The organism is Clostridium fallax (assembly GCF_900129365.1).
Classification (GTDB): domain Bacteria; phylum Bacillota; class Clostridia; order Clostridiales; family Clostridiaceae; genus Clostridium_AH; species Clostridium_AH fallax.
In genome coordinates this window covers 1-23,321 of sequence record NZ_FQVM01000018.1, presented here as the reverse complement: position 1 = coordinate 23,321, position 23,321 = coordinate 1, and the positions used below count along the sequence as shown (strand labels likewise).

The following is a 23,321-nucleotide window of genomic DNA, read 5'->3' as shown; positions in this document are numbered from 1 at the left end:
TAATAAAGATTATAAGAATTTTGTAAATAGTAATTATTATTAGTTGACTAAAATTATTAAATGATTTAAAGTAAATATATAATATAAATAATAAAAATGTGAGGCGATTAATTATGAAAGACGAAATAATGAAAGAAATTAGGGCTACTAGTGAAACATTACACGATATGGCTGAACATACAGGATTTATTAAAAGATTGCTTAAGGGAGATGCAAATACTAAAACCTATGGTGAATACATATATAATTTATACTTTGTTTATAAAGCAATTGAAGATAACTTAGAAAAAAATAAAGATAATAAAGTAGTTGAAAAGTTTGCAATTCCAAAAGTTTATCGTGCAGAAGAAATGTTAAAAGATGTTAAATATCTTTTAGGTGATGATTATAAAAATACAGAACTATTAATGAGTACCAAGGTATTTGTAAATAGAATAAATGTAGTTGGAAAAGAACAACCAGAATTATTAATTGCTCATGCATATACAAGATATTTAGCAGATTTATTTGGAGGAAGAACTATATTTGAAATAGTTAAAAAACATTATAATATTCCAGATGAAGGCTTAAACTATTATATGTTCCCAAAGATTGACAATTTAAGAGCTTTTGTAATGGATTATCATGGTAAATTAAATGAAATGGAATTATGTGATTCTTTAAGAGAAAAATTCTTAAATGAAGTAGCAATTTCTTATATCTATAATGTAAGTATATCTAATGAATTAGAATTTATTAGATATGGAAAAGAAGATAAATAAAAGCTAATCTGTTAAGTAAATATATATAAAAGGGCTAGGTATTAAAGATGATTTTAGTATCTAGTCCTTTTTTATTTTGTAATTTTCTAAAATTGACAAAAAGATTATTACAGCGTATCATTATCTTGTTTTAGAAAGAATGTTAGGAGCTGATTTTATGAAAAAAATTATTGTAGTAGGTGGTGGTCCTGCTGGAATGATGGCAGCTATAACTGCTGCAAAAAATGGCAATGAAGTTATATTAGTTGAAAGCAATAGTAAGCTCGGAAGAAAGTTATATATTACCGGCAAGGGAAGATGTAATGTTACAAATAATAAAGACATTGGAGAATTTTTTGATAGCATCCCTGGTAATCCATATTTTTTATACAGCTCCCTTTATAGTTTTACTAATATAGATACTATGAACTTTTTTGAAAACTCTGGTGTAAAACTTAAAGTTGAAAGAGGAGATAGAGTTTTCCCTGTATCTGATAAAGCTTCAGATATTATAGATGCTTTATATAATGAACTTAGAAAAAATAAAGTTACGATTATGACAGATTGTAAAGTTAAAGATATAAAGCTAGGTAATAATCTTATAAATTCTTTAGTTTTAGAAAATGGCAATGAGATTAAAGGTGATGCTTTTATAATAGCTACTGGTGGTAAATCCTATCCATTAACAGGTTCTACTGGTGATGGCTTTAAATTTGCAAAAAAAGCTGGTCATAAGATAACTGAACTAAAGCCTTCCCTAGTTCCTATAGAAACAAAAGAAGATTGGGCAAAAGAACTTCAAGGATTATCTCTTAGAAATGTAACTTTAGAAATATTTGAAGGTAAAAAATCTTTATATAAGGATTTAGGGGAAATGCTTTTTACTCATTATGGAATAACTGGTCCATTAGTTTTAAGTGGAAGTAGATTTATAGAAAAAGGTAAAGATTATAAGATTAAAATAAATTTAAAACCTGCCCTTGATTTTAAGGAATTAGATTTAAGAATACAAAAGGATTTTAAAAAATATCTAAATAAAGATTTTAAAAACTCTTTAGATGATTTATTACCTAAAAAACTTATTCCTATTATTATAGCTTTAAGTGGAATAGATGAAGATAAAAAGGTAAATTCAATTACTAAGGAAGAAAGAAGAAATTTATTAGATGTAATACAAAATCTAACTCTTACGGTTAAGGGGTTAAGACCTATAGAAGAGGCTATTGTAACTGCTGGAGGAGTTACTGTAGATGAAATAGATCCTTCTACTATGCAATCAAAAATAGTTTCTAATTTATTTTTTGCAGGGGAGGTTATTGATGTAGATGCCTTTACTGGAGGATATAATGTTCAAATTGCCTTATCTACAGGATATATAGCAGGAACTAAGGTTGGTGAACTTATATGATAGCTTTAAGAGGAGCAACAACTATTTTAAATAATAGTGAAGAAGATATTAAAACTGAAAGTATAAAATTATTTAATGAAATAATAAAAGAAAATAATTTAGATCTTAATAAAATAATTTCTATAATATTTTCCTGTACAGATGATATAGATAAAGAATATCCTGGAAAATTTATCAGGGAAAATTTTGATATAAAATATGTATCTATTATGCATTTTAATGAAATGAAGGTTAATAAGCCATCATATCTTCCAATGTGTATTAGACTTTCCATATATTATAATGATACAATTAAACAAGAAAATGTAAAACATATATATTTAAATGAAGCTAAAGTTTTAAGAAAAGATTTAGTTAAATAGAGAAAGGATGATTATTTTGAAATTATCAGTTGCAATTGATGGACCAGCAGGTGCAGGAAAAAGTACTATAGCAAAAATAGTAGCAAAGGATTTAAATCTTATGTATATAAATACAGGCTCTATGTATAGAGCTGTTACTTTAAAAGCTTTAGAGAAAAATATAAGTGCTGAAAATGTAGAAGAGGTTTGTAAACTTGTAGAAACTTTAGAAATGCATTTTGAAAATGATGAACTTATTTTAAATGGTGAAAATGTAAATAGTAAACTTACCATGCCAGAAATAAGTAAAAATGTTTCAGCATTTGCATCTATAAAAGAAGTTAGACAAATATTAGTTAAACTTCAAAGAGAAATGTCTACTAAATATAACGTTATAATGGATGGAAGAGATATTGGCACTGTAGTTTTAAAAGATGCCTCTTATAAATTTTTCTTAACAGCTAGTGCAGAAGAAAGAGCAAATAGAAGATTTAAAGAACTTAAAGAGAAAGGTCTAGATGTTAACTATGAAGAAATATTAAAAGATATAATAGATAGAGATTATAAAGATACTCATAGAAAAGTAGATCCTTTAGTTAAAGCTTCTGATGCTATAGAAATAGATACAACAGGTTTAAATATAAATGAAGTTGTTAAAAATATAGAAAGTTATATTAAGGCTTAAAAAGGAGTTAAAATATTATGCAAAAGGTTATTTTATCTAAAAATGCAGGCTTTTGCTTTGGTGTTAAAAGAGCAGTAGATGAAGCTTTAAAAACACAAAAAGAATTCAATAAAAAAATTTATACCCTAGGACCACTAATACATAATGGTGATGTGGTTTCTATGCTTGAAAATAATAATATTTATTCAATAACCTTAGATGAAATTAACAATCTTTTAGAAGGTGATATAATTTTAATTCGTTCTCATGGAGTTTCTAAAAAAGTAATGGAACTTCTAGAAAGCAAAAAATTAAAGGTAATTAATGCTACTTGTCCTTACGTAACTAATATACAAAAGAAGGCAGAAAAATATAGTAATGAAGGTTATGAAATAGTAATTTTAGGAGATAAAAATCATCCAGAAGTTGTAGGAATAAATGGATGGTGTAATGACTCTGCAATAATTACTCCTGATGGTAATTTTTCAAATAAGTTACCTAATAGGGTTTGTGTATTATCACAAACAACTGAAAGAGCTGAAAATTGGCAAAAGACATTATCTTCACTTTCTCTTAAAACTAAAGAAATATTAGCATTTAATACTATTTGTTCTGCTACAGAAGTTAGACAAAAAAGTGCCTTTGAGCTTTCAAAGGAAGTTGATGTAATGTTTGTTGTAGGTGGGAAAAACAGTTCTAACACTACAAAGTTATTTAAAATATGTAAGGAAAATTGCTTAAATACTTTTCATATAGAAAATTTAGAAGATTTAAAGGAAATTGATAAGAATTTATGGAAAAATAAAACTATAGGTATTACAGCTGGAGCATCTACACCTCAATGGATTATAGATGAAATTTTCCAATATTTAAAATAAAAATTTTAAAATTATACCTTAAGTTTTTTAAGAACTAAAATAATTTTAAGAAAATTAAGAGTAATTTCTACTATTAAATATGTATTTTAAATAAAAAGAACTTATATAGTAGCTATTTATAAAAAGCTATTTATGTAGGTTCTTTTTATAATTATTATATTTACTTTATTTTTTACTATAAAATTATTTTAATTAATAATAATTTTAAGTTTTATAGTATAATAATATTATTATCAATAGTTTAAGGGATGCTGATATGAGTATTTATGTAGAAAATTTCAATCTAAAATTTACAAAAGATATACTGAAAGGTAAATATAATAATTTTGTAACAAATACAATAGAAACACCATTAATGGATAAATCAAAAAAACTTACTTTAAAAAATAAATTTAAAATTTATTTTCAGCTTAAATTTATAATATTTGATAATAGGCTTATAGGGTATATTCGCTATGAAAATCTTTCAGACTTTTTTATAAATATCAATGAAATCTCTATAGATTCTAATTATATAGAAGAAATATTAAAATCTAACCTTAGTTTAAATGAAATGTTTTCAAATAAAGTGGTTTATTATGAAGGTTTTGATAATAAAGGTTTAGACAAACTTTTATTAAAATTAGGACTTTTTATAAATAATAAAAGTTTATTAAAAAGATTAGATTTAAAAGATTTTAATTATTCCTATAAAGATAAATCACCATTTTTAGATATTTCAACTTTTGTAAAAGGAAAAGATGAAACTTTAAGATGTGATTTGCAAAATGAAATTTTTAATGATCCTTCTAGGATACCTTTGAATAAAGAAGATATTATTTTAGATCAAAAGCAAGATTATTATTTAAAGGATTTTTCTATATTTTTGAAATATAAAGGTAAACCTATAGGATATGGTCAAATAATAAAATTCCATAACTCTTATATGATAGTAAATTTAGGGGTATTAGATATGTATAGAGGAAAGGGATTAGGTAAATATTTGATAGAAAGACTATTGTATCTTGCAAAAGAAAAAAATATAACTAAAATTTTTATTAGAGTAGATATTGAAAATAATATAGCTTTAAATTTATATAATAATTTAGGATTTAAATATATTGATACAATAACATTTTATAAAAATAAAAAAACAAACTTAGTATAGAATATTTTTATAAAAGGGAACTGTATAAAAAGCTATACAATATATAAAATAGTATACTTAAACATTTGAAGCTAGCATATTAAATTATATATTAACTAAAAACTTTATAATACAGTCCCTTTAAAGAAATTATCTTCAAATTAATCTATAGTTAGAATAAAGATTCCTTTGGCACATATGAAGTTTTTGTATATAAAATATTATCTGTAAGATGAGTACCATAATATCCTCTAGAGTATAGGTTTTCATTTGCATAAGATTTATTAGTTAAATTAGATTTTTCATTAGGATCTTTTATATTTTTCATAATTAAAAACCTCCTTTTTAGTAATATAACCAAAAAGTATAAAATATAATTATGAAATCATTATAAATAAAAATATTTTTAACTTTTATTTATAGTATTTATTTAAAAGAGTAGAAAGTCTTTTAATTCCTTCTATAATTCTATCCTCTGGCATATTAGAATAATTTAGTCTAATAAAGTTGTTATGATTTCCATTAGGAAAGAAAGATCCTCCTGGCACAAAGGCTACATTATATTTTAAGGCCTCTTCTAAAAGCTTTGCTCCATCTAACTCAGGTTTTAGTTCTGCCCAAGTAAATAATCCACCTTTAGATTTTGTAAATTTAATTTCCTTTGGCATATATTCATCTATAGCCTCAAGCATTATATTTCTTCTTTTTTTGTATACATCTATAATTTTTTTAATATGATCATTTAGATTATATTTTTCCATATAATAAGCAACAACTCTTTGATCTAAAGAACTTACCTGAAGATCTGCTCCTTGTTTTATTATAACATACTTATTAATAAGCTCTTTATCTGCAAATATCCATCCAATTCTAAATCCAGGACAAAATGTTTTAGAAAAAGATCCTAGATAAATGACATAACCATCTTTATCAAAACTTTTTACAGTAGGCAATTTTTCACCTTCAAAGGAAAGTTCACTATAAGGACTATCCTCTATAACTGGAATTTTATATTTTGAGGATAATTCTACAAGAGCTTTTCTTCTTTCTAAGGATAAGGTTTTTCCGGTAGGGTTATGAAAATCTGGAATTGTATAAATAAACTTTGCATCTTTATATTTATTTAATATTTTTTCAAGTTCATCTATAATCATACCATCATCATCCATAGGAACCTCTACAAACTTAGGTCCATAAGCTTTAAAAGCATTTATTGCTCCTAAATAACTAGGACTTTCAACTATTATTATATCTCCTTTATTTATAAATAACTTACCTGTAAAATCTAAGGCTTGCTGAGAACCATTTATAATTAATATGTTTTCTATATTTCCCATCATATTAAAAGGTTTTAATCTTTGACTTAAAATTATCTCTCTTAAAGGTTTATATCCCTCTGTTGTACCATATTGAAGGCAAGCTTTACCTTCCTTTTTAAAAACCTCTTCTGTAATTTTTTCTATATTTTCTAAAGGAAATAATTCTGGTGCAGGAAGACCACCTGCAAAGGAAATAACTTCTGGTTTTTCTGTTAATTTTAATATTTCTCTTATTTCTGAAGCCTTTAATTTTTTTGCTGCCTCTGAATAACGTATATCCATTAAATTGTCCACCTCCAAAGAATATATTAAAGAAAAATTGTATATACTTTTAAAATTATTGCTAAAATTTATACTAATATTAATTTTATTATTATTTTTATAAAATTGCAAGAAAAGCTCATGAAACATTCAAAATTCTATCACTTTAAATAATTATTATGTAATGAAAACTAGATTATTTATATAATTTTTTAACTGAAATTTATAAGGGTATTTACAATCAAAATATCTATATACTTAAATAATAAGTAAATATAGTTTAAAAATAATAAACTTTAAATCATATTAAAAGAAGCTTTTAAAAAAACCTAGACTTTTATTTTGCAGTATATCTATGCTATAATACAAAAAGTAATTTTAATTTTGGAGGAACATAAATATTATGAATAATAACTTAATTATAAATGATAAAAAGAACCAAGATTTATTCTTTATTTGTACATATGGTTGTCAAATGAATGAAGAAGATTCAGAAAAACTTTCTGGAATGCTTAAAAGAATTGGATATGAAAGAACTGATGTTAAAGAAGATGCTTCCATAATTATATTTAATACTTGTTGTGTTAGGGAAAATGCTGAAAATAAGGTTTTTGGTAATTTAGGACAACTAAAAGCTTTAAAAGAAAAGAATCCTAATTTAGTTATTGCAGTTTGCGGTTGTATGATGCAGCAAAAAGGAATGGCTGATAAAATATTAAAAACATTCCCATATGTTGATATAATATTTGGAACTCATAACTCTTATAAATTTCCAGAATATTTAAATAGAGTAAAACAAGAAGGAGTTCAAGTTAAAGAAATAGTAGATAAAGAATCAAAAATAGTTGAGGGAATTCCAATAGATAGAAAAAGTGATTTAAAGGCCTTCGTTACTATAATGTATGGATGTAATAACTTCTGTACTTATTGTATAGTACCTTATGTAAGAGGAAGAGAAAGAAGTAGAAAACCTGAAGATATTATAAAAGAAATAGAAGAATTAGTTTCTGAAGGATATAAAGAAATTACTCTTTTAGGTCAAAATGTTAACTCTTATGGTAAAGGTCTTGAAGAAGAAATTAATTTTGCTAGTCTTTTAAGAAGAATAAATGAAATAGAGGGATTAGAAAGAGTTAGATTTATGACATCTCATCCTAAGGATTTAACAAAAGATGTTATACTTGCTATAAGAGACTGTGATAAACTTTGTGAGCAAGTTCACCTTCCAGTTCAAAGTGGTTCAAGTAAAATCCTTAAAGATATGAATAGACACTATACAAGAGAGCAATACTTAGAACTTGTTAAAATGATAAAGGAAGAAATTCCAAATGTGGGATTTACTACTGATATTATAGTAGGTTTCCCAGGTGAAACAGAAGAGGACTTTAAGGAAACTTTATCTTTAGTTAAAGAAGTAGAATATGATTCAGCTTTCACATTTATATATTCAAGAAGAAAATACACTCCAGCAGATGAAATGGAAAATCAAATTGATGATGCTGTTAAACATGAAAGATTTAATAGATTAGTTGATACTATAAATGAGATAGTTGCAAGAAAAAATAAAGAATTTGAAGGTAAAGTTGTTGAAGTTTTAGTAGAAGGAACTAGTAAAAATGATGAAAGTAGATTAACAGGTAGAACAAGAAGCGGAAAACTTGTTAACTTTACTGGAGATTTTAATAATATCGGAAAATTAGTTAATGTTAAAATAACAAAGGCGCAATCTTTTTCATTAACTGGTGAAGAAGTTTAAGATTTAATAAGTATATAGTATAATTTAAATACCGTAATATTCATAAATGAATTTACGGTATTTTTTATATATTTATAAAATCTATAAAGATATTTATGTAAGTTTTAAATTACTTTAAGAAGTTTATAAATTATAAAATGTTATAAAATAAATAAAATTTTGATAATAAGTTAAAACAATAGTATAAATAGTATAATCGGCAATAATAATTTTGTTTAATATTAATTAATATCTCTTTATAGAGTTAATTAGAAATATTATTATTTATAAAAAAGGAATCTAAGTGTATATTATTTCCTAGGTTCTTTTTTTATTATGTTTATACTAAAAATTATTTAAAATATAAGTTTAATAATAAAATTAGTAAAGGGAAAAATTATATAGTTTTATTAGTCACTTATAAATAAATTAAAAGAAAGAAAAGAATAGATAGCTTTTGCAATACAACTAAAAAAGCAAATTTACCAATAGAAAGTATATGTAAAGTATATTAGCTATATATTTTCATAAATAAGATTCAGGTAATTTTATAAGTTATAGCCTTTATTCTAAGTAATTAAATAAACATATATTATTATAATTATGATAAAATATATTTATGTAGTGAGAAGAGAGGGGTTACATCAATGAATAGAAAAAATGAATCAGATAGAATTTATGATATGTTAAAAAAACGAATAATATATCTTGAATATGAGCCAGGAATGGTTTTAAATGAAGTAGATATTGCTAATGAATTTAATATAAGCAGAACGCCTATTAGAGAAATTTTTCAACAATTAAGTAGAGATAATTTACTTAATATAATTCCAAGATTTGGAGCACAAGTATATCATATAGATTTTAAATATATGAAATCTGTTTTTGAAGTAACAAGGGAATTTGAACCTTTTGCAGTAAAGCTTGCTACACCTAGAATTAGTGAAGGTGATATAAAAAAACTTGAAGATATAATGAAAACTCTTAATAGTTATGATATTGATAAAGACTATAAAAAAGCTATTATTGAAGATGAAAAATTTCACCAAACAGTTCTTAAAAATTGTAATAATCCATGTCTTCAAAAGATCCTAAGTGATTTACATATACACACTGAAAGACTTTGGCATTATTCTGAACAATATATAGATTCTATGGATATCTTTACAGATACTTTAGGAAATGTTCTTGATGCAATAAAAGAAAAGGATTTATCAAAGGTAGAAAAATTCTCAAGAGAACATATAGATACCTTTGTACAAAAAATAAAAGAGGAAATGCTTTAAAAACTTCGTACTGTACGGAGTTTTTACTATGAAAAAATAATAATTATTTAGAAAAAGTTATTTAAAATCTAGAAAAATTTTAATTTAATTTAGAGAAAACTATGTGAGAAAAAATAAGATTTATACCTAATATATAAAAATTTAAATATTAAATTTTTATATAAAATCCCCATTTTTAATTAAAAAATAAAGGTTGTTTTAATAAAACAACCTTTATTTTTTTTGTATTTATTAAAATTTAATTCTATTAATCTATGTATTACTATTATTTGAATTCTTAATAAAACTTTATTGAATTATTTTTAAAAGAAATAGTATAAATAGAAAGTAAAAGTATATACTTTATCTAAAAGTTAATTGGAAAACTTTTGGCTACTAATAAATTCTTTAATATATTAAATAATTTTCATATATAAGGGAAAAAATTATCAAACACTATAGATAAACGTAATTTTTGCCTTAGTATTTATTCGGTTTCATAATTATCTGAAAATTCTTAAAATAATCTTGGGTGTTATACATATTTATAGTAAAATATAATTATAATAAATTATTGATATACATAATGTACATTAATAATATTTCTTGAATATATATATTATATAATAAAATGTTTTTTATAATACATTGGTAAAATATTTAAAAAAAGAGGTGATTTTTATTGAACCACACAATAATCACTAATAATCCTTTAGTAAAGGAAAATATGGAAAATGTACTTTATATAGAAGGAAGTATGAAAGATGTCCTTATAAAAACAAGAGATCTTATACAATTTGGATCTGAACTAATAACCTATCCCTTAGGAGCTAGCCTTAGAATGTTATTTTCTCCTTATAGATCTATAGTAATTAAAGAAAAACAATCAAAAATAAATCCCATTCATTTAGAAATAATAGAAAATAGCATAATAAAATATAATCAACATATGGAGGTGAGGAAAGAAGATAACAAAAATAAAGATGATTATAAACTTATAGACTTTGAACTGTTAAAATCTGCCTTTGACGAAATTAAAATAACATAAGTATTATTGTTTTAAAATTTTAGGAGGTGTTTTCTTTGAAACTTGAATTAAGAAAAATTAATATTAAAGACATTGAATTTGGAGAAAAGACTGAAGTTTTAAATGGCACTTTAAAAGTAAATAAAGAAGAACTTATAAAAAATTTAAAAAAAGACCATAGGGTTAAAGAAATAAAAGTTGATATAGCAAAGCCAGGTGAAAAAGTTAGAATAATTCCTGTAAAAGATGTTATAGAACCAAGAGTAAAAATAGAAGGAGACGGTAATGGTTTCCCTGGAGTTACAACTAATATGGCCCAATTAGGATCTGGAAAAGTAAATGTTTTAAATGGAGCAGCAATTGTTACTATAGGTGACATAGTAGGCTTTCAAGAAGGTGTAATTGATATGTGGGGAGAAGGGGCTAAATGGACACCTTTTTCTAAAACTTTTAATTTAGTTATTGATATAACTCCTATTGAAGGATTAGAACCACATGAACATGAAGAAACTGTTAGAATTATAGGACTTAGAGCAGCAGAACTTGTAGGCCTTGCAGGTAAAAATGTAGAACCTAATGAAGTTGAAGTATATGAAATGGGAAACATATTTGATGAAACTAATAAATATCCAAATCTTCCAAAGGTTTTATATGTTGAAATGCTTATTTCTCAAGGACTACTTCATGATGGATATATATATGGAGTAAATAGTAAAGAAATATTACCAACTTTAATGCATCCTAACGAAGAATTAGATGGAGCAGTAATAAGTGGTAACTGTGTTGCAGCTTGCGATAAAATCACAACTTATCAGCATCAAAATAATTCAGTTATTTTAGATCTTTATAAAAGACATGGAAAGGATATAAACTTTTTAGGAGTAATTTTAGATCCAGAGCTTACAACTCTTGAAGGAAAATTTAGAACCTGTGATTATACAGCTAAACTTTGTAAAATGCTAGGAGCAGATGGAGTTATAGTTTCAGAAGAAGGTTATGGAAATCCAGACTCTGACCTTTTAATGATATGTAAAAGACTTGAAACTAGCGGTATAAAAACTGTTCTTGTTACAGATGAGTGTTCAGGATGGGATGGCATGTCACAACCTTTAGCAGATACAATTAAAGAAGCTGTTTCTGTTATATCCTGTGGAAATGTAAGTCATGTAGTTAATTTACCTCCAGCTGAAAAAATAATAGGAAATCCAAAGGCAATATCAACTCTTGCTGGTGGATGGGATGGCTCTCTTTCAGAAGATGGAACAATAACCTGTGAATTAAATGCTGTTATAGGTGCCACATCAGAAATAGGCTATCATTACTGTACTGCAAGATTGTATTAATTAAAGATTGAAGGGAGGATATTAAAAATGTCAGATAAGTTTAAAGTTTTATATTATGTAAATCAATTTTTCGGACAAGTGGGTGGAGAAGACAAAGCAGATATGAAACCAGTATTTAAAGAAGGCGTTGTTGGTCCATCTCTTGGATTTAATGAAAATATAAAAGATATAGGAGAGGTAGTAGGTACAATAATCTGTGGAGATAATTATTTTAATGAGCATAAAGAAGATGCTTTAGAAGATATACTTAATATCATAAAAAAAGTTTCTCCAGATATATTTATTGCAGGACCTGCATTTAATGCTGGTAGATATGGAATGGCTTGTGGAGAAATATCAAAAACTGTTGTTAAAAATTTAAATATTCCAGCAATTACAGGTATGTACATTGAAAATCCTGGTATTGAATCTTGTAAAGATAAGGTAATTATTGCTTCAACTAAGGATTCTGCTGCAGGAATGAGAAAAGCAATAAGTTCTATGGCAAATTTAGCTAAAAAGATTCTTAAGAAAGAAGAACTTGATTTTCCTGAAGTAGATGAATATATACCTCAAGGAAAGAGAAAAACAATAATAGTTGAAAAAAGAGGTTCTGAAAGAGCAATAGATATGCTTTTAAATCGTTTAAATAATAAAGATTTCAAAACTGAACTTCCTATGCCAGTTTTTGATACTGTAGAAATAGCTAAAGCTATTAAAGATTTAAGTAAGGCAACTATAGCTCTTGTTACAACAGGTGGTATTGTACCTAGAGGAAATCCTGACAAAATTCAATCAGCAAGTGCTAGAAAATGGGGTAAATATGATGTTAGTGATTTAAAGAAATTAGGGGAAGGATACTATACTATCCATGGAGGATATGACCCTGTTTATGCTAATGCAAACCCTAATAGAGTAATTCCTCTTGATATATTGAAAAAATATGAAGACAAAGGCATTATAGGAAAAGTCTATGATTATTTTTATACAACAACAGGTACAGGAACATCCGTTGGAAATGCACTTAAATTTGGAAAAGAAATAGGTAAAGAACTTAAAGAAGCTGGTGTAGATGGAGTTATATTAACCTCTACATGAGGAACTTGTACTCGTTGCGGTGCAACAATTGTAAAAGAAATTGAAAGATACGGAATACCAGTAGTTCATATGGCTACAATAATTACAATATCTCAATCAGTAGGAGCTAACAGAATAGTTCCAACTATCGCTATACCATATCCAGTAGGCAATCCAAAACTTTCTCCTAAAGGAGAAGAGGCTCTAAGAGAAAATCTTGTTGAAAGAGCAGTAAAATCCTTAGCTACAGACATAAAAGAACAAACTCTTTTCTAAAAATTTAGAAATCTAGCTTAATTTTATTTCAAAATATAATTATTATAAATTGGGAAAGAAAAAACTTTCCCAATTTAAAGCCTTTTTTGATTAAGAATTAATAATAGATAAGGGGTTTTATTATGAATAATGATAAAGTAAGTGTAAAATCCGTCATCATGTTTTCTGGAGCAATTTTAGCTTTTTTAATAGGCTCAGGATTTGCTACGGGGCAAGAAGTTCTTCAATACTTTGCAGGCTTTGGATTTTTTGGAATAGCAGGAGCTTTTTTAACTCTTATCCTTTTAGCTTATGTATGTGCAAGCTTTTTAATGGTAGGACAAAGAAATCACTTTGAAAAAGGTGGAGATATATATTCCTATTATTGCGGTAAATATGTAGGTAAATTCTTTGATTACTTTTCAGTATTATTTTGTTTTCTATCTTTTACTGTAATGATTGGCGGTGCAGGAGCTACATTAAATGAACATTATGGTCTTCCTGTAAGTGTTGGAGGAATCATAATGGGTGTTTTAGCAATAATAACAGTTATTATGGGACTTGATAAGATAGTTAATGTTCTTGGAAAATTAGGACCAATTATTGTTGCTATAGCAATATTACTTGGTATATTTTCTATAGTTAAAAATTTTTCGTCCCTTAGCCCTGAAATAGTTAATCCTGCTGTTGAAAAATTAGCTTCAGAGGGTAAATTAATCACGGTTTCTAGTAGCTGGATATCTGTTGTGTTTTCATATGTTGGATTTTGTATGCTTTGGCTTGCAAGTTTTTTAGGAATTATGGGAACTAAAGCACAAAGTCAAAAAGAAGCTCGTTTAGGTGGGATAGGAGGTGGAGTAGCCTTTTCAATAGGAGTTATGGTAGTAGCTCTTGGTCTTATGGGATGTATTCATATTGTAGCAGGTACTGAAATTCCAATGCTTCAAATAGCAAAAGATATTACTCCATACTTTGGAACATTATTTGCTGTAATTATTATGGCAGGTATATATACAACATCAGTGCCACTTTTATATAATGTATCTGGTAGATTTACCGAAGATGGAAGCAAACAATTTAAAATTTCAACTATAATTTTAGCTATAGTTGGAGTAATAATAGGTCTATACTTACCATTTTCTAAACTTATAAATATAATATATGGAATTAATGGTTATGTAGGAGCTATTTTACTTATAATAATGATAATTAGAAGTGTTATAAATATATTTAAAAAGATTAAATCAAAAGATCAATCTAATATAGAGAAAATTTAATCTTTAATTTAAATAAATATATAAACTTAAAATTTTATTAGATTTTAAGTTAGGGGGCTGTATTAAAATAGAAATTTAATTCCTATTTTAAATAGCTCCCTTTTTTACAAAAAAATAAATTATTTATATTTTCATATAAAAATAAATGGTTATTTTAAAAGATTTTTTTAATATTATTTTAAACTTTTATATTTAAATTTTGAAAATTATAATTATAAAAATAAAATTATTAAAATAATAAAGAATTCATTGTTTTTTGATTAAATGCTCATTTATTGATAGAAGTATAATGAAAAATATATTATGTAATATAAAAGATTTATAAGAATATGATATTATGCAAATATGATTTTTTATATTTGCAACTTTCAAAATATTGACACAACTCTAATAAATATATTATATATATATTATACATTGTATAATATTTAACTTATAAAAAGCATATCATCTTAAGGGTTATAAAATCTAAAAAATAACCTTAAATTTATTAATAATTCAAACTATAAAAGAATAAAAAATTATATTTTATACCAAATAATCTTATATAAACAAATTTATAAATGAAATAATAAAAAATAAAATTCATCAATTTATTTATAATAGTAAATTATTTTTATATAAAATAATAAACATATCCTCTTCTATAAAAATAAATTCCTAAAGGTATTATAAAAAGTATATTTTACAGATTATTTTATTAAAAATAAATATGGGAAGTGAAGAAATGAATAAGTTATTCGAATTTCCATTAAAAATGCATGTTGGTGTTCCTTGTGAAGCAGTTGTAAAGATTAATGAGAAAGTTAAGAGAGGTCAATGTATAGCTGAACCTAAAATGGGGCTGGGAGCTAAAATTCATAGTAGCGTTAATGGGATAGTTAAAAACATAACTAAAGATGAAATTATAATAAAAGCTGATGAAATTCAAGATTCTGATTATGTAAAAATAAAAAAATCTAATTCTATTGCTGATACAGTTTATGAAGCTGGAATAGTTGGAGCTGGTGGAGCTGGCTTTCCAACTTATATAAAATTAAAATCTAACATACCTAATGGTTTTATCATTGCAAACTGTATTGAATGTGAACCTTTACTGAATCACAATATAACTTTAATAGAAAAAAATCCAGAAATAATTATAAAAGGAATAAAATATGCAATGGAAGCTACTAAAGCAAAAAAAGCTTACATTGGAATAAAGGCTAAAAATAAAAAAGCAATAAAAGCTTTAGAAAATTCTTTAAAAGATGAAGAAAATATAGAAATAAAAGAGTTTCAAGATATATATCCAATGGGTGAGGAGAGAGCTTTAATTAATGGAATATTAGGAACTTGGTTAGAACCAGATGAACTACCAATAAAAGCTAATTCTGTAGTATTAAATGGAGAAACTTTAGCTAATATAGCTTATGCTATAGATTACTGTAAACCTTTTATAGACAAAGATATTTCAGTATCAGGAAAATTAAAAAGTGGAAAAGATACAAAAGTCTTTCTTAAAGTGCCTATTGGAATGAAAATTTCAGATCTTATAGAAAAAGCAGGTGGTATTGATGGAGACTATGGAGAAATTATTATAGGAGGACCCTATACTGGTAAATCGTATAATTTAGAAGACTCCATTGTAACTAAAACCTCAGGTGGCGCAATAGTTACAATGGAAATTCCAAAATTTAAAGGAAATTTAGGATTGCTTGTATGTGCCTGTGGAGCAAATGAAGATAGATTAAGAGATTTAGCTTCTAAAATGGAATCTAATGTAGTAAAAGTTTTAGAATGTAAAAATGTGAATTATATTAAAAATTCTTTAAAATGCAAAACTCCCGGACATTGCCCAGGACAAGCAGCTCTTGTTTTACAATTTAAAAAAGCAGGAGCAGAGAGAATCTTAATCTCAAATTGCTGTGACTGTACAAATACTGTTATGAATTGCGCACCTAAACTTGGCCTTCCTGTATACCATCATACAGATCATGTTTTTAGAACAGTTAATCATAAGTTAACTAGAAGATTAGAATAAAAAGGAGATGATTTTAATGTCAATGACTAAAGAGCATGGCGAAGAGGTTAAAGATGAAGTTGCTATTGTTTGTTGTAGAACTGAAAAAGGTACAATTTTATCTTATGAAAATTTAGAAGATCCAGATATTTTTCCAGATTTAGTTGACTCTGGACTTTTAATAATACCAGATGATTCCTTAAAAGTATCTCAAGTTATAGGAGCAAAACTTCTAAAAACTATTGATTCTTTAACTCCTTTAACTAAAGATATATTAGAAGGAATTAAAGAATCTAATGAAAATTCTTTAAAGGATGATAATTTTAAAGCAGTTTTAAAAGTTCATAAAAGAAAAGGAGAAATAATAGATAAAAAAGATTTAGAAAATCCTATGTATTTTGATCAATTAGAAGACTCACTCCTTATTAAATTAGATGATTCTGTATTAAGTTCTAAAGATGTAATAGGAAAAAAACTATTAAAAGATAGTGAAGCACTAACTCCTATAACCAAAAATATGATAGAAGGCTTTAGAGAAGAAGCTTTTAAAGAACCAAATAAAATTAATAAAAGTAATGAAGCTTCTTCTATTTTAAAAATTAAAATTGCGGAAGGAAAGGGAATAGATATAGAAATACCAATAAATAATTCCTTCTTTAATGAAAATCCTCTTCCTAAAGAAAACATAATTAAAAAAGAAAAGATAGAGGATAGTAAAAAAGAAGTTAATAAAAATATCAAAGAAACCATTAATGAATCTAAAATTATAAGAGAACTAACTAAAAAGCATTTTTTAATAGAAGAAGTTAAATTTGGAGAAGAAACTAAAATAGATGGAAAAACTTTATATATTAGAAATAATATATGTGATGATGCAGTTAAAATTAATGATTTAGTCCATGATATAAAAATAGAAATAATAACTCCAGATAAATATAATACTTATTCTAATACAATAATGGATGTACAACCTATAGCTACTAAAGAAAATGGCTCTGAATTAGGTTCTGGAGTTACAAGAATTATAGATGGAGTTATAGTTATGGTAACTGGTACTGATGAATGTGGAGTACAAATCGGTGAATTTGGATCATCAGAAGGTATTTTAGAAGAAAATATTATTTGGAATAGACCAGGATGCCCAGATAAAGGAGACATATTTATAAAAACAAATGTTGTAATTGCAAAGGGAACTAATATGGAAAGACCAGGACCAATAGCTGCACATACAGCAACTGATTTTATAACTGAAGAAATTAGACAGGCTCTTAAAAAAGCAGATGAATCTTTAATTATAAATACTGAACACCTAAAAGAATACAGAAGACCTAATAAGAAAAAAGTAGTTTTAGTTAAAGAGATAATGGGACAAGGTGCTATGCATGATAATATAATACTGCCAATTGAACCTGTTGGAGTTTTAGGTGGTAAACCAAATGTTGATATAGGAAATGTACCTATAATGCTTTCACCTCTTGAAGTTTTAGATGGAGGAATCCATGCTTTAACTTGTATAGGACCTGCATCAAAGGAATGTTCAAGACATTATTTTAGAGAACCTTTAATTATACAAGCTATGAATGATGAAAATATAGATTTAGCAGGAGTTATATTTGTAGGATCTCCTCAAATAAATGCAGAAAAGTTTTATGTATCTAAAAGATTAGGTATGATTGTAGAATTTATGGATGTTGATGGAGCTATTGTTACAACAGAAGGATTTGGTAATAATCATATAGATTTTGCATCTCATATAGAGCAAATTGGAATGAGAGGAATACCTTGTGTTGGAATGTCATTTTGTGCAAATCAAGGAGCTTTAGTTGTTGGTAATAAATATATGAAATATATGGTAGATAATAATAAATCAGAACAGGGAATAGAAAATGAAATTTTAGGCTGCAATACTTTATGTAAAGAAGATGCTATAAGAGCATTAGAAATATTAAAAGTAGCTATGGAAAATGAAGATGTAAAAAAAGCTGAAAGAAAATGGAATCCTAATATTAAGGAGAATAATTTAGAAGATATAGAAAATGCTTACGGAATAAAAATAGAGAGAGTTTTAAATGAAACTTCTATTCCTATCAGTGAAAAAAGAAAGGAAAAATATTCTTAAAACTTCATTTGAATTGTAGGTGATAAGCTAATGAAATATGGGGATAAAATAATAAAAATGGAAGGAATAATAGTTAAAATATCTGATGGTTCTGTAGGAATAGATTTTAAAGGTAGATTAGGGTATTTAAGTATTCCAATGAGAATGCTTATAACAGATTATCCTTTAAAAGTTGGTGAAGAGGTAGCTTTTAATATGAGCTTTCCAGAGGTTATATCACCAAATGTTAATGAAAAATATTTAAGTAATATAGAAAGAAGGGGAGGGATAGTAAATGATTAATATTATAAAAAGCTTACAGTCGGAAATATATGTTCCTATAACTCCACAACCAGTTTGGGCTCCTGTAACTAAACCCTTAAATGAAATGAAAATTGCTATAGCATCAGCTGCTGGTGTTCATTTAAAAAGTGATAAAAGATTTAATTTAGCAGGAGATTTTACTTATAGATTAATTCCTGGAGATACTTCATCATCTGATCTTATGGTATCTCATGGAGGATATGATAATTCAGATGTTAATAAAGATATAAACTGTATGTTTCCAATTGATAGATTAAGAGAACTTGTAAAGGAAGGATATATAAAGGAAATAGCTGAAAGTAATATTGGTTTTATGGGTGGTGGAGGAGACCAAGATAAATTCAGGGATGAAACTGGTCCTAAGATAGCTCAAATATTAAAAAATGAAAATGTAGATGGAGTTATATTAACTGCTGGCTGAGGAACCTGTCATCGCTCTTCTGTATTAGTGCAAAGAGCGATAGAGGAATTGGGGATTCCTACTATAATTATTGCAGCACTTCCACCAGTTGTTAGACAAACTGGAACACCAAGAGCTGTAGCACCATTAGTTCCTATGGGTGCAAATGCTGGTGAACCAAATAATATAAAAATGCAAAAAGGTATATTAAAAGATGCTTTAAAAAATCTAATTGAAATAAAAACACCGGGAACTATAGTTCCACTACCTTATGAATATAGAGCTAAAATTTAATCATCTTAAACATTCATATTAAAAGGTAAATATTTTTAATATAAAGCATAAGCAAATATTATTAAAGGGGCTAAATATATAAAAGTGATTATATGAGTATTAAGTTAAAAGCAGGTCAAATTGGGGGAATAAAAATGAAATTTTCTAAATTGATTCAAGTAGTAGATTCACATACAATGGGTGAACCTACAAGAATAGTAACTGGTGGAATTCCTAATATTAAAGGAAAAACTATGGCAGAGAAAAAATCCTATTTAGAAAATAATTTAGATAATATAAGAACAGGAATAATGCATGAACCTAGAGGTCATAAAAATATGTTTGGGGCAATAATTACTGAACCTGTTCATGATGAAGCTGATTTTGGAGTAATATTTATGGATGGCGGAGGATATTTAAATATGTGTGGCCATGGTTCAATTGGAACTGCAACTGTAGCTGTTGAAATTGGATTAGTTAAAGCAGTAGAACCATATACAAATCTAACTTTAGATGTTCCAGCAGGAATTGTAGATGCAAGAGTTAAAGTTCAAAATGGAAAAGCTAAAGAAGTTTCAATTGTAAATGTTCCTTCATTCTTATATAAAAAGGATGTAAAAATAGATATTCCTAATATAGGTGAAATAAAAGTTGATATTTCCTTTGGTGGTAGCTTTTTTGCAATTGTAAATGGAAAAGACTTAAATTTAGAGGTTATTCCAGAAAATATAGATAAGCTTACTGATTTTGGTATGAAAATAAGAGATATATTAAATAAAACAATAAAAGTTACTCATCCCACTTTAAGTCATATAAAAAATATAGATTTAGTTGAAATTTACTCCTCTACAAAAAATGAAAAAGCAACTTTTAAAAATGTAGTTATATTTGGTGAAGGTCAGATAGATAGATCTCCTTGTGGTACAGGAACCAGTGCAAAACTTGCAAGCCTATACGGAAGAGGAGAACTTAAAGTTTCCGAAGACTTTATTTATGAAAGCATATTAGGAACAACTTTTAAAGGAAAAATATTAAAAACTACAAAGGTTGGAGAATATGATGGAATAATTCCTGAAATAACTGGAAAAGCTTATATTACAGGATTCAATCAACTTTTATTTGATGACGAAGATATTTTTGAAAATGGTTTTACTTTAAAATAAAAATTAATAATTTAATTTTAAATTTTAAAACATAGAATTATTTAGTAAGTAATTAGTTGTAAATAAAAAGACTAGGTTTTTATCTAGTCTTTTTTATTGTTGCTTTTAAGTTTATAATTATTACTTTAAAAACTTTAATTGAAAATGATTATCAAACATGAGACAATTAAATAAATATATATTTTTTACAAAAGGATTTTAATAATAAAAAATTAAGGAGATATTTATATGAATAAATATAAAAAAGTATTAATAAAATGGATTTTATTTTTTTGTTTATTTTTAATTTTTAAATATCCATTAAGTAAATTACTAAAAGGAAATGATACATATTATATTTTAATACTGATTATTTTTACTATAATTAGCCTTATACAAATATTAAATTTAAGTATAAAAAATAAATAAATTAATACAAATATTATTATTAGAATTATTTAATATTGAAAAAAGCTAAAAATTAATTAGATAAATAAATAGCCAATTATAATAAATTTTCTTATTATAATTGGCTATTACTTAACTTATATAAATTATTTTTTAAGCCTTTAAATTTATAAGATTTTTAGTATATAAAACATATAATAATATAAATTTAAATTATAATTGTTCCTTTGCAATTCTTTCCCTTTCAGCAAGCTTAGGCATTATTATTCCTAATCCTACTAAAATAAATGGAGTTACTATATTCATAATTAATTGGAACTTATTATCTGAATACATTCCTCCAATACAAGCAAAGGCTGTAAATATAAAGCACCAAGCTCCCATTATAATTCCCATTGTTTTGCTCTTTGTGAAACGATATTCTGCTGAGAATTTTTCTCCAGCTCTTTTTAATGCAATATATGCTACAAATACCCACAAATAACGTAATGGCATACATACTGCATTTAATTTTACCAGCCATCTAACAATTGAATCTACGTTACCAATACCAAAGGCTGGAATTATGATTAATATACAAACAATTATTCCTATTAGTTTATTACCATTAGTAAAAGAACCATATTTATTTTTTACAAATAATTTTGAAGGTATGTACTTTTTATCTGTAGTTTCAAGTAAGATACGTAAAGGTGCATCAATAGATAATATTAAAGTTGAAATTTGTCCAATAACATTTGTAATAGCATATATTACAACAAAAGTATTCCCTAAGTGATAGTATTCACCTAATCTTTGGAAAGCGTAATAAGCACCATTAGTTAATAAATCCTTAGGAACATTGTTAGAATCAAACATCATACCTAGTGATATAGTTCCTAAAATAGCACATACAGCAACCATAATTGCTAAGGCAATCATACCTTTAGGAAATCCTCTTTCAGGATCCTTCATCTTATTTACATATGGCGAAATTTTTTCACATCCACCAACTGCAAATACTAATATAGATAAGCTTGTAAAGTATTTTAAATCAAAGGTTGGTAAAAATGTTTTAGCTGACCAATCAATATTTAACAAATTAGAGTTATGTGTAATAGCAGGTGCTGCGACCATAAGTAAAATAAATAATATTGACATAACAAACATTGATGTACCTGCAATAGTTGTTATTTGTTTTAATGGTTTAATACCTCTTGAAGCAACCCATAATCCTGCTAAAAATATTACTAAACATAAAAATTGCAAAAGTTTAGGATCTAATTTACTTACTGTGTTATTTTGAAATATTGTCCAACAACCAGCAATAATAGCACCTTGAGGCTTTTGTGATATATATGGAAGATGCACAACCCAATATGTCCAACCAGCATAATATGCAAGCTTAGGGCCTATTGTTTCATCAATCCATGAGCTAACTCCACCACCTAAGTTTTTAAATGAAGAACCTAATTCTCCTACCATTAAAGTATAAGGAACAAAATAAATAGCAAAAATTAAAATCCATGATACTATAGCTTTTAGTCCACCAAATTCTGAAAAACCATTAACTACATTTCCAAAACCCCATACTGCAGAAAAAGCCATAAAGGCTAAACTATACCACATTATTTTACGGCTTTGTTTATTTTCATCCATAATATATATCCCCCTCTTCATAAATTACAATCTGTTAAATTAATAAATATTGTCCTTTAATATGTGAGAATATACAGAATATGTAATAAAAAATCAAAAAATATTAATAAAGTTTACATTATTATATCTATAAGAGAATAAAATAACACCAACTTTCAATGAAAATTTAACGTAAAAATTATTAACATTAAATTGAAAATTGAAAATTCTTAACCAATTGATTATTTAAATATTAATCTAACAGATATAAATTTATATTACTTTCATAATAAGTTTAATATTATATACATAATTAGTCAATAATATTCATATTATTGTTAATAATTCCAATATTTTAAATG

Annotated in this window: 20 protein-coding genes; 17 read left to right on the top strand and 3 right to left on the bottom strand. The window is 25.9% G+C overall.

Annotated features, from left to right (window positions below; translation table 11 throughout):
- The first annotated feature begins 113 nt into the window (after positions 1-113).
- The 6 genes from BUA70_RS09250 (at position 114) to BUA70_RS09225 (ending at position 5,178) form a co-directional block, all read left to right on the top strand.
- Positions 114-761, top strand: a complete 648-nt coding sequence (locus BUA70_RS09250) for a biliverdin-producing heme oxygenase (protein ID WP_072896623.1) — start codon at positions 114-116, stop codon at positions 759-761.
- Positions 762-918: 157 nt separating this feature from the next.
- Positions 919-2,148 (top strand): BaiN/RdsA family NAD(P)/FAD-dependent oxidoreductase, encoded by a 1,230-nt coding sequence (locus BUA70_RS09245; protein ID WP_072896620.1) that lies wholly within the window; start codon positions 919-921, stop codon positions 2,146-2,148.
- Positions 2,145-2,510, top strand: coding sequence for a chorismate mutase (aroH, locus tag BUA70_RS09240; protein ID WP_072896618.1), 366 nt, complete (start codon positions 2,145-2,147; stop codon positions 2,508-2,510). Before BUA70_RS09245 ends, aroH begins: the two co-directional genes overlap by 4 nt.
- A 7-nt stretch (positions 2,511-2,517) precedes the next feature.
- Positions 2,518-3,174: a (d)CMP kinase gene (gene cmk, locus BUA70_RS09235; RefSeq protein ID WP_423236766.1), complete on the top strand. Its 657-nt coding sequence runs from the start codon at positions 2,518-2,520 to the stop codon at positions 3,172-3,174.
- Positions 3,175-3,188: 14 nt separating this feature from the next.
- Positions 3,189-4,031, top strand: a complete 843-nt coding sequence (locus BUA70_RS09230; RefSeq protein ID WP_072896612.1) for a 4-hydroxy-3-methylbut-2-enyl diphosphate reductase — start codon at positions 3,189-3,191, stop codon at positions 4,029-4,031.
- A 256-nt stretch (positions 4,032-4,287) separates the two neighbouring features.
- Positions 4,288-5,178, top strand: a complete 891-nt coding sequence (locus BUA70_RS09225) for a GNAT family N-acetyltransferase (RefSeq protein ID WP_072896610.1) — start codon at positions 4,288-4,290, stop codon at positions 5,176-5,178.
- A 151-nt stretch (positions 5,179-5,329) separates the two neighbouring features.
- Here BUA70_RS09225 and BUA70_RS13060 read toward each other — a convergent pair whose 3' ends face one another.
- Together BUA70_RS13060 and BUA70_RS09220 are read right to left on the bottom strand one after the other, a co-directional pair.
- Positions 5,330-5,485, bottom strand: coding sequence for a hypothetical protein (locus tag BUA70_RS13060; RefSeq protein WP_159429645.1), 156 nt, complete (start codon positions 5,483-5,485; stop codon positions 5,330-5,332).
- Positions 5,486-5,570: 85 nt separating this feature from the next.
- Positions 5,571-6,758 carry an aminotransferase-like domain-containing protein gene (locus BUA70_RS09220; RefSeq protein ID WP_072896607.1) on the bottom strand — a complete coding sequence of 396 codons (1,188 nt, stop codon included), beginning with the start codon at positions 6,756-6,758 and terminating at the stop codon, positions 5,571-5,573.
- 382 nt (positions 6,759-7,140) lie between these two features.
- Here BUA70_RS09220 and miaB point away from each other — a divergent pair, with 382 nt between their 5' ends.
- From miaB to BUA70_RS09155, 11 genes are all read left to right on the top strand, one after another.
- Positions 7,141-8,493, top strand: a complete 1,353-nt coding sequence (gene miaB / locus BUA70_RS09215; protein ID WP_072896604.1) for a tRNA (N6-isopentenyl adenosine(37)-C2)-methylthiotransferase MiaB — start codon at positions 7,141-7,143, stop codon at positions 8,491-8,493.
- Positions 8,494-9,119: 626 nt separating this feature from the next.
- The gene (locus BUA70_RS09210) at positions 9,120-9,758 is read left to right on the top strand and encodes a GntR family transcriptional regulator (RefSeq protein ID WP_072896602.1); all 639 of its coding nucleotides are present in this window, start codon (positions 9,120-9,122) and stop codon (positions 9,756-9,758) included.
- Positions 9,759-10,419: 661 nt separating this feature from the next.
- Positions 10,420-10,785, top strand: coding sequence for a GrdX family protein (locus BUA70_RS09205; protein ID WP_172607476.1), 366 nt, complete (start codon positions 10,420-10,422; stop codon positions 10,783-10,785).
- 35 nt (positions 10,786-10,820) lie between these two features.
- A complete protein-coding gene (locus BUA70_RS09200) occupies positions 10,821-12,107 on the top strand; it encodes a glycine/sarcosine/betaine reductase component B subunit (RefSeq protein ID WP_072896599.1) in 1,287 nt (428 codons plus the stop codon).
- Between the two features lie 27 nt (positions 12,108-12,134).
- Entirely contained in the window at positions 12,135-13,439 is a 1,305-nt protein-coding gene (locus BUA70_RS09195; protein WP_083573500.1) for a glycine/betaine/sarcosine/D-proline family reductase selenoprotein B, read from the top strand.
- Between the two features lie 122 nt (positions 13,440-13,561).
- Positions 13,562-14,695: a YkvI family membrane protein gene (locus BUA70_RS09185; RefSeq protein ID WP_072896591.1), complete on the top strand. Its 1,134-nt coding sequence runs from the start codon at positions 13,562-13,564 to the stop codon at positions 14,693-14,695.
- A gap of 727 nt (positions 14,696-15,422) precedes the next feature.
- Entirely contained in the window at positions 15,423-16,718 is a 1,296-nt protein-coding gene (gene prdC, locus BUA70_RS09180; RefSeq protein ID WP_072896588.1) for a proline reductase-associated electron transfer protein PrdC, read from the top strand.
- A 16-nt stretch (positions 16,719-16,734) separates the two neighbouring features.
- Positions 16,735-18,816: a D-proline reductase (dithiol) proprotein PrdA gene (gene prdA / locus BUA70_RS09175; RefSeq protein ID WP_072896586.1), complete on the top strand. Its 2,082-nt coding sequence runs from the start codon at positions 16,735-16,737 to the stop codon at positions 18,814-18,816.
- Positions 18,817-18,846: 30 nt separating this feature from the next.
- A complete protein-coding gene (locus tag BUA70_RS09170) occupies positions 18,847-19,098 on the top strand; it encodes a CBO2463/CBO2479 domain-containing protein (RefSeq protein ID WP_072896583.1) in 252 nt (83 codons plus the stop codon).
- Entirely contained in the window at positions 19,091-19,813 is a 723-nt protein-coding gene (gene prdB / locus BUA70_RS12920) for a D-proline reductase (dithiol) protein PrdB (protein ID WP_083573499.1), read from the top strand. Before BUA70_RS09170 ends, prdB begins: the two co-directional genes overlap by 8 nt.
- A 134-nt stretch (positions 19,814-19,947) precedes the next feature.
- Positions 19,948-20,955 carry a proline racemase gene (locus tag BUA70_RS09155; RefSeq protein WP_072896576.1) on the top strand — a complete coding sequence of 336 codons (1,008 nt, stop codon included), beginning with the start codon at positions 19,948-19,950 and terminating at the stop codon, positions 20,953-20,955.
- A gap of 600 nt (positions 20,956-21,555) precedes the next feature.
- On the opposite strand, the gene BUA70_RS09145 is transcribed toward BUA70_RS09155, so the two are convergent.
- A complete protein-coding gene (locus BUA70_RS09145; protein WP_072896571.1) occupies positions 21,556-22,980 on the bottom strand; it encodes an APC family permease in 1,425 nt (474 codons plus the stop codon).
- Positions 22,981-23,321: the final 341 nt, after the last annotated feature.

Coding starts and splice junctions, on each gene's coding strand:
- prdA (WP_072896586.1), top strand. CDS start 16,735: ATGTCAATGACTAAAGAGCATGGCGAAGAGGTTAAAGATGAAGTTGCT.
- BUA70_RS09170 (WP_072896583.1), top strand. CDS start 18,847: ATGAAATATGGGGATAAAATAATAAAAATGGAAGGAATAATAGTTAAA.
- cmk (WP_423236766.1), top strand. CDS start 2,518: ATGATTATTTTGAAATTATCAGTTGCAATTGATGGACCAGCAGGTGCA.
- BUA70_RS09245 (WP_072896620.1), top strand. CDS start 919: ATGAAAAAAATTATTGTAGTAGGTGGTGGTCCTGCTGGAATGATGGCA.
- BUA70_RS09155 (WP_072896576.1), top strand. CDS start 19,948: ATGAAATTTTCTAAATTGATTCAAGTAGTAGATTCACATACAATGGGT.
- BUA70_RS09220 (WP_072896607.1), bottom strand. CDS start 6,758: ATGGATATACGTTATTCAGAGGCAGCAAAAAAATTAAAGGCTTCAGAA.
- aroH (WP_072896618.1), top strand. CDS start 2,145: ATGATAGCTTTAAGAGGAGCAACAACTATTTTAAATAATAGTGAAGAA.
- BUA70_RS09250 (WP_072896623.1), top strand. CDS start 114: ATGAAAGACGAAATAATGAAAGAAATTAGGGCTACTAGTGAAACATTA.
- miaB (WP_072896604.1), top strand. CDS start 7,141: ATGAATAATAACTTAATTATAAATGATAAAAAGAACCAAGATTTATTC.
- BUA70_RS13060 (WP_159429645.1), bottom strand. CDS start 5,485: ATGAAAAATATAAAAGATCCTAATGAAAAATCTAATTTAACTAATAAA.
- BUA70_RS09145 (WP_072896571.1), bottom strand. CDS start 22,980: ATGGATGAAAATAAACAAAGCCGTAAAATAATGTGGTATAGTTTAGCC.
- BUA70_RS09225 (WP_072896610.1), top strand. CDS start 4,288: ATGAGTATTTATGTAGAAAATTTCAATCTAAAATTTACAAAAGATATA.
- BUA70_RS09185 (WP_072896591.1), top strand. CDS start 13,562: ATGAATAATGATAAAGTAAGTGTAAAATCCGTCATCATGTTTTCTGGA.
- prdC (WP_072896588.1), top strand. CDS start 15,423: ATGAATAAGTTATTCGAATTTCCATTAAAAATGCATGTTGGTGTTCCT.
- BUA70_RS09210 (WP_072896602.1), top strand. CDS start 9,120: ATGAATAGAAAAAATGAATCAGATAGAATTTATGATATGTTAAAAAAA.